The sequence below is a fragment of the Clostridium autoethanogenum DSM 10061 genome (genome assembly GCF_001484725.1).
In the GTDB taxonomy this organism is placed as follows: Bacteria; Bacillota; Clostridia; order Clostridiales; family Clostridiaceae; genus Clostridium_B; species Clostridium_B ljungdahlii.
The window spans coordinates 2,174,007-2,187,424 of record NZ_CP012395.1 but is presented as its reverse complement, the minus strand read 5'-3'; the positions used below and the strand labels follow the sequence as shown (position 1 = coordinate 2,187,424).

General features: G+C 31.2%; 14 protein-coding genes. 5 read left to right on the top strand and 9 right to left on the bottom strand.

Translation table 11 applies throughout. The features are described from left to right. The first annotated feature begins 8 nt into the window (after positions 1-8). The 5 genes from fabZ (at position 9) to CLAU_RS09905 (ending at position 4,668) form a co-directional block, all read left to right on the top strand. A complete protein-coding gene (gene fabZ / locus CLAU_RS09925; RefSeq protein ID WP_013240784.1) occupies positions 9-464 on the top strand; it encodes a 3-hydroxyacyl-ACP dehydratase FabZ in 456 nt (151 codons plus the stop codon). Positions 465-488: 24 nt separating this feature from the next. Further along, on the top strand, positions 489-1,832 hold the full coding sequence (locus CLAU_RS09920) for an acetyl-CoA carboxylase biotin carboxylase subunit (RefSeq protein ID WP_013240783.1): 1,344 nt from the start codon (positions 489-491) through the stop codon (positions 1,830-1,832). A gap of 101 nt (positions 1,833-1,933) precedes the next feature. Next, on the top strand, positions 1,934-2,809 hold the full coding sequence (accD, locus tag CLAU_RS20985) for an acetyl-CoA carboxylase, carboxyltransferase subunit beta (protein WP_013240782.1): 876 nt from the start codon (positions 1,934-1,936) through the stop codon (positions 2,807-2,809). Positions 2,810-2,836: 27 nt separating this feature from the next. After that, positions 2,837-3,682 carry an acetyl-CoA carboxylase carboxyltransferase subunit alpha gene (locus CLAU_RS20980; protein ID WP_013240781.1) on the top strand — a complete coding sequence of 282 codons (846 nt, stop codon included), beginning with the start codon at positions 2,837-2,839 and terminating at the stop codon, positions 3,680-3,682. A gap of 38 nt (positions 3,683-3,720) precedes the next feature. Then, entirely contained in the window at positions 3,721-4,668 is a 948-nt protein-coding gene (locus CLAU_RS09905) for a phosphoglycerate dehydrogenase (protein WP_013240780.1), read from the top strand. A 73-nt stretch (positions 4,669-4,741) separates the two neighbouring features. Here the strand turns inward: CLAU_RS09905 and CLAU_RS09900 are convergent, their stop codons facing one another. From CLAU_RS09900 to CLAU_RS20060, 9 genes are all read right to left on the bottom strand, one after another. Further along, positions 4,742-5,941, bottom strand: coding sequence for a S8 family serine peptidase (locus CLAU_RS09900; protein WP_013240779.1), 1,200 nt, complete (start codon positions 5,939-5,941; stop codon positions 4,742-4,744). Positions 5,942-6,263: 322 nt separating this feature from the next. Then, positions 6,264-7,157: a selenium metabolism-associated LysR family transcriptional regulator gene (locus CLAU_RS09895; RefSeq protein WP_013240778.1), complete on the bottom strand. Its 894-nt coding sequence runs from the start codon at positions 7,155-7,157 to the stop codon at positions 6,264-6,266. A gap of 97 nt (positions 7,158-7,254) precedes the next feature. Further along, complete coding sequence (locus CLAU_RS09890; RefSeq protein WP_013240777.1) at positions 7,255-7,686, bottom strand: DMT family transporter; 432 nt, start codon at positions 7,684-7,686, stop codon at positions 7,255-7,257. A gap of 114 nt (positions 7,687-7,800) precedes the next feature. Beyond that, positions 7,801-8,265: a dUTP diphosphatase gene (locus CLAU_RS09885; RefSeq protein WP_013240776.1), complete on the bottom strand. Its 465-nt coding sequence runs from the start codon at positions 8,263-8,265 to the stop codon at positions 7,801-7,803. A gap of 298 nt (positions 8,266-8,563) precedes the next feature. Further along, complete coding sequence (locus tag CLAU_RS09880) at positions 8,564-8,809, bottom strand: TM1266 family iron-only hydrogenase system putative regulator (protein WP_013240775.1); 246 nt, start codon at positions 8,807-8,809, stop codon at positions 8,564-8,566. Positions 8,810-8,911: 102 nt separating this feature from the next. Then, a complete protein-coding gene (gene asnS, locus CLAU_RS09875; RefSeq protein ID WP_013240774.1) occupies positions 8,912-10,303 on the bottom strand; it encodes an asparagine--tRNA ligase in 1,392 nt (463 codons plus the stop codon). A gap of 244 nt (positions 10,304-10,547) precedes the next feature. Beyond that, the gene (locus tag CLAU_RS09870) at positions 10,548-12,365 is read right to left on the bottom strand and encodes a DUF4434 domain-containing protein (protein WP_013240773.1); all 1,818 of its coding nucleotides are present in this window, start codon (positions 12,363-12,365) and stop codon (positions 10,548-10,550) included. Positions 12,366-12,488: 123 nt separating this feature from the next. Further along, entirely contained in the window at positions 12,489-12,989 is a 501-nt protein-coding gene (locus tag CLAU_RS09865) for an SEC-C metal-binding domain-containing protein (protein WP_013240772.1), read from the bottom strand. A gap of 231 nt (positions 12,990-13,220) precedes the next feature. Beyond that, the gene (locus tag CLAU_RS20060; protein WP_013240771.1) at positions 13,221-13,382 is read right to left on the bottom strand and encodes a CxxH/CxxC protein; all 162 of its coding nucleotides are present in this window, start codon (positions 13,380-13,382) and stop codon (positions 13,221-13,223) included. Positions 13,383-13,418: the final 36 nt, after the last annotated feature.

Sequence of the window (13,418 nt, the reverse complement as noted above, 5' to 3'; positions counted from 1 at the left end):
GAATACTTATGGAACAAGACGAATTTAATGTGAATTTTGGAATAAATGAAATAAAACAAATTATTCCTCATAGATATCCATTTCTTTTGTTGGATAAGGTAACGTATATGGAGCCAGGTAAGAAAGTTATAGCATATAAGAATGTTACTGCTAATGAATATTTTTTTCAGGGACATTTTCCAGAAGAACCTGTAATGCCTGGAGTACTTATAATAGAAGCATTAGCTCAGGCTGGAGCTGTAGCTATTTTAAGCAAAGAAGAATTTAAAGGAAAAATAGCTTTCTTTGGAGGAATAAATAAGGCAAAATTCAGAAGAAAGGTAGTGCCTGGGGACACACTTAAATTAGAAGCAGAGATTGTAAAAATTAAAGGACCTGCAGGAATTGGAAAGGCAGTAGCCTATGTGGAAGGCAAAAAAGCTGCTGAAGGTGAATTGTTGTTTATGATAGGAGACAAAAATTAAATTGTCAGGAGTTGAATTTTAAAAGTGTTTAATAAGATTTTGATTGCCAATAGAGGAGAAATAGCAGTTAGGATAATTAGAGCTTGCAGGGAAATGGGAATAGAAACTGTAGCAGTGTATTCAGAAGCAGATAGGGATGCACTTCATACTCAGATGGCGGATGAAGCCATATGTATAGGACCGGCATCTCCTAAAGAAAGTTATTTAAACGTACAAAATATAATAAGTGCCACAGTTTTATCAGGAGCGCAAGCTATTCATCCTGGATTTGGTTTTTTATCTGAAAACAGTAAGTTTGCAAGTATATGTAAACAGTGTAATATTACTTTTATAGGCCCTACTCCGGAATGTATTGACAATATGGGCAATAAGTCTAATGCTAGAGATATAATGGGAAAGGCAGGAGTTCCTATCGTTCCAGGGTCAGATGGTGCTATAAAAACAAATGAAGAACTTTTGGAAACTGCAAGAAAAATAGGATATCCTGTTATGATAAAAGCCTCTGCAGGCGGTGGTGGACGTGGTATAAGAGTCGTATATGATGAATCTGAGATTATAAAAAATTATGAAAATGCTAAAGCTGAAGCTAGTGCAGCCTTTGGAGATGACACTATATACTTAGAAAAGTTTATAGAAAGACCAAAGCATGTAGAAATTCAGATACTTGGAGATAATTTTGAAAATGTAGTTTATCTGGGGGAAAGAGACTGTTCCATGCAGAGAAGAAATCAAAAAGTAATGGAAGAAGCACCTAGCAAGGTAGTTACGGAAGAACTTAGAAAATCCATGGGAGAAACAGCTGTAAGGGCAGCCAAGGCTGTACATTATAATAATGCTGGAACTGTAGAATTTCTTTTAGACAAAAATAATAATTACTATTTCATGGAGATGAATACTCGTATTCAAGTAGAACATGCTATAACAGAAATGGTAACAGGTATAGATCTTGTAAAAGAACAGATAAAAATTGCAGCAGGAGAAAAGTTAGATTTTTCTCAAGAGGATGTTAAGATAACCGGTCATTCTATAGAATGCAGAATAAATGCAGAAGATGTAAAAAGAGGTTTTATGCCTTCTCCAGGAAAGATAAAAGACTTATATGTACCTGGAGGTTTTAATGTAAGAGTAGATAGTGCAGTGTACTCGGGATATAATATTCCTCCCTATTATGATTCTATGATAGCAAAGCTCATTGTATATGGAAAAGATAGGGATGAGGCTATATGCAGAATGAGGAGAGCCTTGGGAGAGTTTATTATAGAAGGGGTTAGTACCAATATAGACTTCCAATTTGAACTCATAGATAGTAAGGAATTTATAGAAGGAACTTATGATACAAAGTTTATAGAAAATAATTTCAAGTATTAATTCCTTCCTTTATTTGTAGTAAAATAGTTATATTGCTTTACTATAAAATAAATTGACTATTTACGATTTGGTGGTCAATCTTATAAGAGAGGTGATAAAGCTTGTTAAATAAATTCTTTAAAAAAACAAAATATATTACAGTTAGTCAGAGGGCTTTAAATAATATCCATGAAGATTTAGATTCAAAGCCAAGTATACCAAATGGAATGTGGGTAAAATGTGATGGATGTGGTAAGGTACTATATAAGCAGGATCTAGAAAAAAATAATAGGGTATGCCAGTATTGCAAGCATCATTTTAGGATGAATGCTAAAGAAAGAATAGATCTTATAACAGATAAGGATAGCTTTTGCCAATTTGATGAAAACATGACGTCTACTAATCCTATAGGATTTAAAGGATATGAAGATAAAATCAGCAATATGCAGAAAAAGACTAACCTCAAAGAAGCTGTAATTACAGGAAAGGGTACTATAGGAGGAGAGTCTGCAGTAATTTGTGTTATGGATAGTAATTTTATGATGGGAAGCATGGGTTCCGTGGTAGGAGAGAAAATTACTAGAGCTGTAGAAAAAGCTATTGAGTTAAAAATACCTCTAATTATTTTTACAGCTTCTGGAGGCGCTAGAATGCAGGAGGGTATTTTTTCATTAATGCAAATGGCAAAGATAAGTGGAGCTATAAACAGGTTGAATGATGCAGGACTTTTATATATATCGGTTCTTACAGATCCTACTACTGGTGGAGTTACAGCAAGTTTTGCTATGCTTGGTGATATAATTTTAGCAGAACCTGGAGCACTTGTTGGATTTGCAGGAAAGAGAGTAATAGAGCAGACCATAAAGCAAAAACTTCCCGATGGATTTCAAAGTGCAGAATTTCTATTAAAACATGGATTTGTAGATAGTATAGTTTCAAGGGAAAATTTAAAGAGTACCTTGAAGAAGATATTGTATATTCATAATAGGAATAGGTAAATTTTCTAAATGAAAGGAAGCTCTTATATGGAAAAATTAGAAAAGGTTCAAAAAATTTTTAATAAAAAATTTGAGAGTAAAAGTGCGTGGGATAGGGTTACTTTAGCTAGAATGATAGAAAGGCCAACTTCACTTGATTATATAAATAGAATATTTGACTCTTTTATGGAGCTTCATGGAGATAGATATTTTAATGACGATCCTTCTGTAGTAGGAGGCATTGGATTGTTAAATGGTGAGCCTGTAACCATTGTGGCCCAGCAAAAAGGTAGGAATACACAGGAGAATATAAAGAGAAATTTTGGTATGCCGGAGCCTGACGGATATAGAAAAGGATTAAGACTCATGAAGCAGGCAGATAAATTTGATAGGCCTATTATATGTTTTGTGGATACACCTGGAGCTTTTTGCGGCATGGAAGCAGAGGAAAGAGGACAGGGAGAGGCAATAGCCAAAAATCTGATGGAGATGTTTAATTTAAGAGTACCTATAATATCTATAATAGTTGGAGAAGGTGGAAGCGGAGGTGCTCTTGCTTTTGCTGTAGCGGATTCAGTTTGGATGCTGGAGAATTCTATATATTCTATTTTAACCCCAGAAGGTTTTGCAGGTATACTATGGAAAGATGCTTCCAAAGCTAAGGAAGCAGCTGAGATTATGAAAATTACAGCTCAAGATTTAAAAAAATACGGTATAATAGATAAGATATTAAAGGAACCTGCAGGAGGGGCACAAAAGGATGTAGATAAAATGTCCTGCACCATAAAAGAAGAACTTATAGAAAAAATAGGCATACTTAGGAAAAGGTCTAAAGAGGAATTACTTGAACAAAGATACAATAAATTTAGAAAAATGGGTAAGTTTATGGAATAGCTGGATGTTAGGTATTTGATTTTATAGGGGTGAGTCTTATGGGAATTAAATTACTGTGTACTCGTGATTTTGGTAAGAAAAGTATCAGTGGCATACAAAGATTGGGATATGACATAGAAGTAGTTGAAGATGACAATTTGTATTATAAGGATGAATTTAAGGAAGCAGAGGTTTTATTATGCTATGATCCTTTTAAAACTCTAGATATAGGTAAAATGAACAAGCTAAAATGGATACAGCTTTTTAGTGTTGGAATAGATCAGGCTCCCAAGGATGATATTAGGAAGAAAAATATAATCTTGACTAATAATAAGGGTGGATATAGCATACCTATGGGGGAATGGATAGTATTAAAGATATTAGAAATGCTGAAACACAGCCAGAAATTCTATGAAAAACAAAAAAATAAGATCTGGAAAATGGATATGGGAATATTGGAGTTGTGGGGCAAAACGGTAGGATTTATAGGCACAGGTAGTATAGCTAAAGAAGCGGCAAGTAGATTGAAACCATTTGGTGTAAAAATTTTAGGCTTAAATACAAAGGGTAGTGACGTGGAATATTTTGATAAGTGTTTTTCTTTGGAAAATGTAGAAAATATGTTAAAGTTATCTGATATAGTAGTAGTGTCTATTCCCTATACTAAGAAAACTAATCATTTAGTAAATGAAAACTTATTTAAAAGTATGAAAAATGGAGTTTACATAGTGAACATTGCTAGAGGATCTATATTAGATGAAAAATCTTTGCTAGAGAATATAAAAAATGGGAAAATAGCAGGAGCTGCTTTAGATGTGGTAGAAAATGAGCCTTTAGATGAGAGTAGTCCTTTTTGGAAATTTGAAAATGTAACTATAACGCCTCATAATTCTTGGGTATCGGATCAAGTTGACATTAGGAGATTTAATATGATTTATGATAATCTAAAAAGGTATGCATCAGGAGACAAATTAGTAAACATAGTAGATATAAATAAGGGTTATTAGAATTAAATTATATTTTGTTAAATGATAAACTACAAAGAATAGATCAAACTATTCATTTGTAGTTATTTTATATTTAAGGCAATAATTTATTTAAATCTAGCATACCAGAACCTTGACACCACTTTGGTACGTTGAGTAGGTTGCAGGATATTTTTAAAAGAGAACTTAGATCATTGAAAGTGAGCTCAGGATTATTTTCATACAGTAAGGCACATACACCACTTATATATGCTGCGGCACAGGAGGTACCAGTATAATATACATATGGATTTTCAAGCGGTTTTGGATATAGTTTTGCTCCATTTCGCTGGGGTATATATTGTGTATTTGAGTTTATAGAGCATATATTTACGCAGGCAGCACTCAGATCAGGTTTTTGAACTTTATTAATAGGACCGCAAGAAGAGTATTTATAGGATTTAGGATCTTTAAAAGTTGTATCAATACCTGCAGCAGTTATACAATTGTTTAAAGTGGCAATGCCTTTTATGCTGCCTTGAAGGTTACCTTGGTGACCAGACGGCACTATAATTGTTATGTTTAATTTAACAGCTATTTGAAACATTTTTTCAAATAAGGATAGTATGAAATGATTATCAATATCTAGTTCAAAGGGAAGGCAAATTATTTTTATTTTTTCATCTGAGCTTTCATTCAATAATAGTTGAAGTGAAAATAATATATCCGATACATAGCCTTTACCTAGGGCATTAAAGGCTTTTATAGAGTAAATACTGCTGTTTTCTGCAATACCTTTATATAGTCCTTTGGACTCAATACCGCTGCCGCACATAATTCCACTCATAAAAGTACCATGTCCATTGTCATCATAGGGATATTTATATGAGTTTATTAAATCCACAAATTTTGTTATCTTATTTTTAGGATTCAAAAGATCTGGATGAGGGTAAGAACCTGAGTCTATTAACCCTATACACACATTTTTGCCTGTGAGCTTATAGTTACCTTCAAAGACTACACCATTTGAAGCAAGCACGCTATTATTAGCGCACAGTAGAGCACAGCAGTCATTTAGCACATAACGTACTTGAGGAAATTCTATTATCCTGTTTATAGAACGGGAGGTTAAGGTAGCACATATGCAATTTATAATTGGAATTGAACGTATTATTTTACCGTTGTACAGCTTTACCTTTTTTTCTATAGTTTCCATAAGGGAATTGCATTTTATTATAACTCTGTAAGTTTTATATAATCCCTTGTCCATTGATAATTTTAGGTTAAGTTCCAATTTGCTTTTTATGGAAAACATATTATTCTCCTTAAAATTTATTACAATATATTATAATGCTTATTACAGTATATGTGCTATAGATATAAATGATAATTAAAAACTCAATTTTAGCAGTTTAAAAAAATTACGAAGCAAAGCTTTTGAAAATAACAAAGTTCAAATAACAAAGAACAGATAAAGATGATTTCCCTCGTACCTCAGGAAATCTATAATTTTAATATTTTCTGACGTTAGAAAGAAAATTATCCTTATTTGATATTTGATATTTGAACTTTGAACTTTATTCTTTAAAAAAATTTTATGTATAAGTTAATTTATGAAAGAAGGGCCCTATATCATACTAATCTATCTTAAAACATTTTTTACAAAAGTTAAAAAATGATTTTGCTGTTGGAGTAAGGGATCTTTTAGAACTTATAATAAGATATATTGATCTAGTTAGTGGAATATTTTTTATAGTACTTTCCTTTACAAGTCCTAGGGATACATAATTTTTAAGTACTTCTTTTGAAACTACAGCTATACCAAATCCTTTTCTTACAAATTGTATAAGAGTACTTATATTATTTACTTCTAAACTTGAAGTTATGTGAGAAATGCTATATCCATTTTTTGTTAAGGCATCTTCAAAGGTCTTTCTTGTAGCAGAACCTTTTTCTCTTAATATAAAATTGTATTTAAAAAGGGAAGGCATGTCTATAATATCAGGAAAGTTAAAGGAAGGATGAGATATAATCACTAGCTCATCTTTAGTTAATTCATAACTTTCAATTTTTTCATCGTCTATAGGTTCTCCTATTAATCCAATTTCAAAATTAAATTTTATTATGTTATCAATTATTTTTGAAGAGTTTAATTCTAATACATCGAAGGTTACACTAGGATGTATATTATGAAATTTTTCTATTAAGGAAGGAACTAAGGTGTTACAAGGAGTAGTACTAGAAGCTAATTTTAAATTACCAGTTATAGTTTCATTGAAATTAGTTAATGTATATATGGCGTTATCACGGATTTCTAAAAGTTCTAATGCAAAGTTTAGAAAAGATTCTCCTGCAGGAGTAAGATGTACCTCTTTAGGAGTCCTGTCAAATAAGTATACTTTTAATTCTTTTTCTAAAATAGAAATGTGAGAACTAATGGCAGGCTGGGATAAAAAACTGAAATTTGCAGCCTTTGAAAAGCTTTTAAATTTGGCTACATTTATAAAAGCTTCTATCTGTTTAAAATCCATTAAAGATTCCCCCTCAAAATGGTAACTTTAGTTTTTTAACATATCCTGTATTAATTATATATTTATTTAATTAATTAGTCTAATATATTAAAAATTACTAGCTTCTCCATTTAAGTATAATTATGCCTAGAACCATCATAATTAATCCTATTATTTTATTTGTTGTAAAACTTATTTTCTGGGAATCAAACAGTCCCCAAAAATCAATTAAGGCTGCAGTAGCAAGTTGAGCAACTAAAATTATTGCAATAGAATGAGTTGGTCCTAGAAATTTAATGCCCTGTATTACAGTTACTGTTATGATTATACCTAAAATCCCACCTAAAAGATATAACTTTTTACAGCAGCCTATGTTTTGCAAGGTGTTTTTTTTGCTGAAAAAAGCTAACATAAGAGCTATTACAAATCCAGTACCTTGAACTATTGTAGTTGTGATCCACAGCCCTAATTTATCGCTCAATCTAGTATTAAATACACCCTGAATGCTCATGCTTACTCCTGCTACTATTGAATAAAGTATACCAAACAATTTATATCGCCTCCCACAGTAGTTTAACCATAGGAGATCTATATTATTAAAACTTTATTTGTAAAAAAATATTCTCAAGGCTATGCACTTGAGAATATTAGAAATTAAAATTATTTACATAAGAACAGAATGTTTAGAGTAGTAAGCATTTTCTATAGTTTTAGTAGAAAAACCTAGGCTGTATCCTAAACTCAAAAAATCTTCGAATAAAGTTATGTAATGATCCTTAGATGAACAGACGATAAAGTCGTTTATATCAATATATAAATTTAAAAATTGAGATGTAATATCTCCATCGTTGGTTTTTATGTTTATTTTAATATCAGTAAATTCTTTTTCAAGTCCTAGAGTTAATATAAAATTTAAAGAATTTATATACTCCTTTAAAATTAAATCATTGTTTGCAGTTACATCATTACTCCAAAAATTAAAACACTGGGTTTCATTAGCCAGTTCAGCCATCTTTACTTGAAGTGCAAGAGTTTCCTTTGAAATTAAAGAATCTTTTTTTATAGAAGTGTTATTTCTAATTCTGCTATTTAAATTTTCTTGTAATTCAAATAATTTTACTATATTCATGCATAGGCCGCCTTTCTCTATATATAATTATTATAAAATTTTTTTACAATGACTTTTCCTACATATTATATTTTAGCGAAATTTAATAAATATTGAAACAATGTGCAACCGGTTACAATGAAAAAAATTATAAAAATTTATAAATTTTTATAATTTTTCGTATAAAGTAATTTTGATGTCAAAAATAAAAGGTTTACAAAGCAATTCTAGTATGTAAGGTTATTTTAAACACAAAAATAAGACCTCCTTAATTTTATGCAAATTTTAGAAGTCTTATTCTTATTCTTATTTAATAAAATTACTTTTTAGTTATAGCAGTTTTTACCGTTATTCCATCTAGTTTACCTAACTTGCCGGTCATGGAACTTATTTCATCTGAAGTACCGTCTACTATTACTGATATAACTGAAACGTTTCTTTCTCTGTATGGAATACCTAATCTTCCTACTATGATATTTGAAAAAGAGTGAAGTATAGTATTTACTTTTGGAGAGTTTTCAAGATCGTTTACTACTATACCAACTACACCTATTCTTTTTTCCATACAATATTACCCCCCTTAAGGCATTTGAAAGAAAATAACAAGTTAAAAATAGTCTAGCATACTGACTAGTTGTTTCTTTCAAAATGCCTAACAATTAGTGCGTTAAAATTCAGCAGAACCAGTTGTTCTAGGAAATGGAATTACATCTCGTATATTAGACATACCAGTTATATACATTAGTATTCTTTCAAACCCAAGGCCAAAACCAGAATGTTTAGTTTCTCCATATTTTCTAAGTTCTAAGTACCACCAATAATCTTTTTTATTAAGTCCAAGCTCTTCTATTCTTTTTTCAAGAACTTTATATCGTTCTTCTCTTTGGCTTCCTCCAATTATTTCTCCTACTCCTGGTACCAAAAGATCTGCAGCTGCAACTGTTTTACCATCTTCATTTTCTCTCATATAAAATGCTTTTATGGCTTTTGGATAATCAGTAACAAATATAGGCTTTTTAAATACCTTTTCAGTTAGATATCTTTCATGTTCTGTTTGAAGGTCAATACCCCACTCTACTGGATATTCAAATGATGCCCCACTTTTCTTTAATATATCTACAGCCTCAGTGTAAGTTATTCTACCAAATTCTGAATTAGCTACATTATCTAATCTACTAAATAAAGTTTTATCTATGAAAGAATTGAAAAAGGCCATTTCTTCTGGTGCGTTTTCAAGCACGTAATTTATTACATACTTTACTAGTTCCTCTGCTACATCCATATAATCTTTTAATTCAGCAAAGGCCATTTCAGGTTCTATCATCCAAAATTCAGCAGCGTGTCTAGCTGTATTTGAATCCTCTGCTCTAAAAGTAGGACCAAAGGTATATACATTTCTAAAAGCAAGAGCCATAGTTTCTGCGGACAATTGACCACTTACAGTTAAATTTGTTTCTTTGCCAAAGAAGTCTTTTGAATAGTCTACGCTGCCATCTTCCTTTTTAGGAATGTTATTTAAATCCATAGAAGTTACTTTAAACATTTCTCCAGCACCTTCACAGTCACTTCCAGTTATTAAAGGTGTGTTTGCATATACAAATCCTCTTTCTTGGAAGAACTTATGAACTGCATAGGCGGCTATAGAACGAACTCTAAATACTGCAGAAAAAGTATTGCTTCTTGATCTCAAGTGAGCGATGGTTCTAAGATATTCTAAAGTATGTCTTTTCTTTTGAAGAGGGTAGTCTGAAGATGAATTACCTTCTAATGTTATTTCCTTGGCCTGTATTTCAAAAGGCTGTTTTGCGTTAGGTGTAAGAACCAAGGTGCCCTCTATAGACAATGATGAACTGATAGCTAATTTTGTTAGTTCTTTAAAGTTAGGCAATTTTTCATCAAAGACTATTTGAATGTTTTTGAAAAATGATCCATCATTTAATTCTATAAAGCCGAATGATTTAGAATCTCTTAGGGTTCTAATCCAGCCTGAAATTTTAATATCTTTGTTTACAAATTTTTCAGTTTCTCTATAAAGAGATCTTATCAATGTGGTTTCCATAAATTTTCCTCCATAGGTACATTGTATTTTAAATTTTCATAACTGCTTTAAAATATTGGATTAACTGAATACACAGCTTTTAAGATTAGCATGAACTTTATAAATAGGTTCTTGGTATCAGAGGGAGTTTTAACTCGATCTGATGCTTAGGAATCGTTATTTAGTCACATTCTATTATATTATACAATAATATAATAGGTATGCAAACGAAAAGTTTACATTAAACATATGTACAGTGGTGTTTTTAGTTACCTCGTACTTCAAATTCATCTATAAAAGTATAATAATTAGGTTTAGTAACAGAAGTCAGTTTTACGTATCTTGCATTTATAGGCCTGGACAAAGTTAAATATAGTGGATATTTGGAACCATATCTATCTGAAAAAGGTACAGAAGGAATCCTAAAAAGTCCTACAGGTGTAAAATTTACACCATCTTCAGATACGGCAATAGAAGCTCTATCAGGAAGTTCAGCCCAAGAAATTGTGTCTTTAAAATAACTTACCATGAATTGTTCCACTTGTTTTGAGCTTCCTAGGTCTATAGTTATATCTATGGGTTTAGTGTACCAACCTACCAAAGCTTTGTCTTTTACTGAATTTACAGAAGCAAACTTTCCGTCAGTAAGTTTTTTAAGCATTGCATCATTGTAATTTTCGTGGGGCATAGGAAGCAAGGTATAAGTACAATTCCTTGAAAGCAAGTTCGGAAGCTTTTTTATAGAATCCACTGCAACTACTGCAGGCTTTGAAGGTTTTGATACATTGCCTGAAAAACCTAGAGATCTTACCTCATAAGTACAATGTTTTGTATCTTCCCGTAGTAAAGGTATATCTGTAATGGATTTAGTAAAAGATTGAGGATTACCCCCATATTTCCTTTGGGTCATAATACGAGAAATTAGGGTACCGTTTCTGTAAATTTCATAGCCGCAAATATTATTAGAGTTTTTAGGGCTTGACCAAGTTATTTTAAACTTATTTTTCTCTATAGTTGATACAGTTAAATTTTGGGGAATATCTAATTTTTTTATAGGAAGTTTTCCTTTTTTTACATAATAAGAATATGCTTCATTAAAGCCACTGTCTATATTATTTGGACTATAATAATGGCTGTAAGAAAAACATATTATATTATCCACGCAGGGCTGTTCCAAAGTGAGTTGTTTTAAAAATCTGTCTAAAGGTGCACTGGAGTTATTGGCATAATCAAAGTTTTCAGCGTTGGCCCAAAATAACATGCCAGGTTTGCTGTCTACAGCCTTTCTAAGGGCAGTATACCATGAATTAACTTCTTCTAGTTTTAGTCTGCCACTTCCTACGCAATCTTGAGGACAAAATACATCTCCTTTTCTAAAGTTTGTTTTTGAAAATACATATTTCCAGTCTGCTTCATATTCTTTGGCAGTACCTGCAGATGAATTCATGAAAGGAGATAATAAAATAGGAAGACGCTCGTTTCTTTCACTAAGAGTTTTAAGGTGGACATTTATAGCATTTATTAGATAGTCATACTTATTGAATTTATTAAATTTGGCATTGTCTACTTCATAGGGAAAGTACCATCCATAAAAAGCATTAGGATATTTACGGTGATAGTTCCTATATAAATCATCAGCTATAAGACTACTTCTTTCCATTTGAGAATTTAACCAGGCGGAGTTTTCAGGAGATATTTGCCACCACTCATCGTTATAGTTGGTATCCATAAAAACTTTCATGTTTAATTTTTGGGCATTTTTTAAACATAAATCCACAGGATCAACATTAGGATATAATTTTGGGTAGTTTGTGTTTGAATTTTTATATGAAATCTTAGTAATGTTGCCATTAGTTTGGGAAACACCAGAGAGCACCAAATAATTCATTTTGTTTTGTTTTAGATATGTTAGCTCCTTCTTCCAATCACTATCGGACCAATTTTGAGTTAGATCTAACTGAATAAATGATCCGGTGACTATGGGGTAATTTTTATTAGACTTGAGTGGGCTATTAAAATAAATAAACGTAAAAAGAGCAATTGCTAAAATTGAAACTATTAGTATAGCTTTTTTATTTTTCATATTTATAAAATCCCTCCTTTATGAAAACTTAAGGTTTATTTAATAATAATACATATAATATAATAATAAAAATGGAGCAAACTTTAAAAAGCTTACTCCAAATTAAACATGAAAATCATATGCTTATTTTTTGCCACAGCATTGTTTATACTTTTTACCGCTGCCGCATGGACAAGGATCATTTCTACCAACCTTAGTTTTATTTACTATGGTTTTAGAAGAAACCCATTGTTTATGTATTTCTCTTCTTTTTTGATTTGAAAATATAGACTCCCACTGAGGAAGATCATACAGATAATCAGCTTTGGCATCTAACATGTTAAAGTACAATTTTTCAAAATTAATTTTTATAGCAATCTTTGAATCTACATTTAAGTCTTCAAGAACTAAAGGTTTTTCAAGACTGTCATTTATTCCATCTAAAAATCCCATAAAAAATACTTCTGAAGTTTCAAATTTTTTTGCTAAATCCTTTATAGCTCCATCTATAGTGCCCTCATGTTCAGATAAAATTTTTGTATAAATATTTTTTTCAATTGAGCCATATTCTTTCCAAAAGGCAGCTTCACCTTTTGACTTTACAAAATTTACAACCATATTTGTCCAATCTTCATACAAACTCATACTTTATCCTGCTGCATACATTTTTTACAGCAGTACCTCCCTTCAAACTACAGATAAATATATAGGTGTTCTAATTTAAGGACTAATTTGTATTAATACAATGCTAGCCTTTGCCTAAAACAACCACATTTATCTTCTATTTTAAATATTTTGTCTAAGTTAAAAATCTCTTTAATAAAAAACCTATACTGAGGTATTATAATAAAAATTATTATATTTTGCAATTCCTTTTTAAGGTCTTGATTTTAAGGCGTAAGAGGCCTCTTTGTTGCAATAAGTACACTTATGACCTGTTATATTCACCAAATAGGGAAAAGTTTCATTATCCACCAAAAAGTCATCAAAAGCTATGTCAACATGATGATCACAGCAGTATGTAGTTTCTCTTTCCATTCTAATATCACTCCTGACAGTTTTCACAAGACAAAA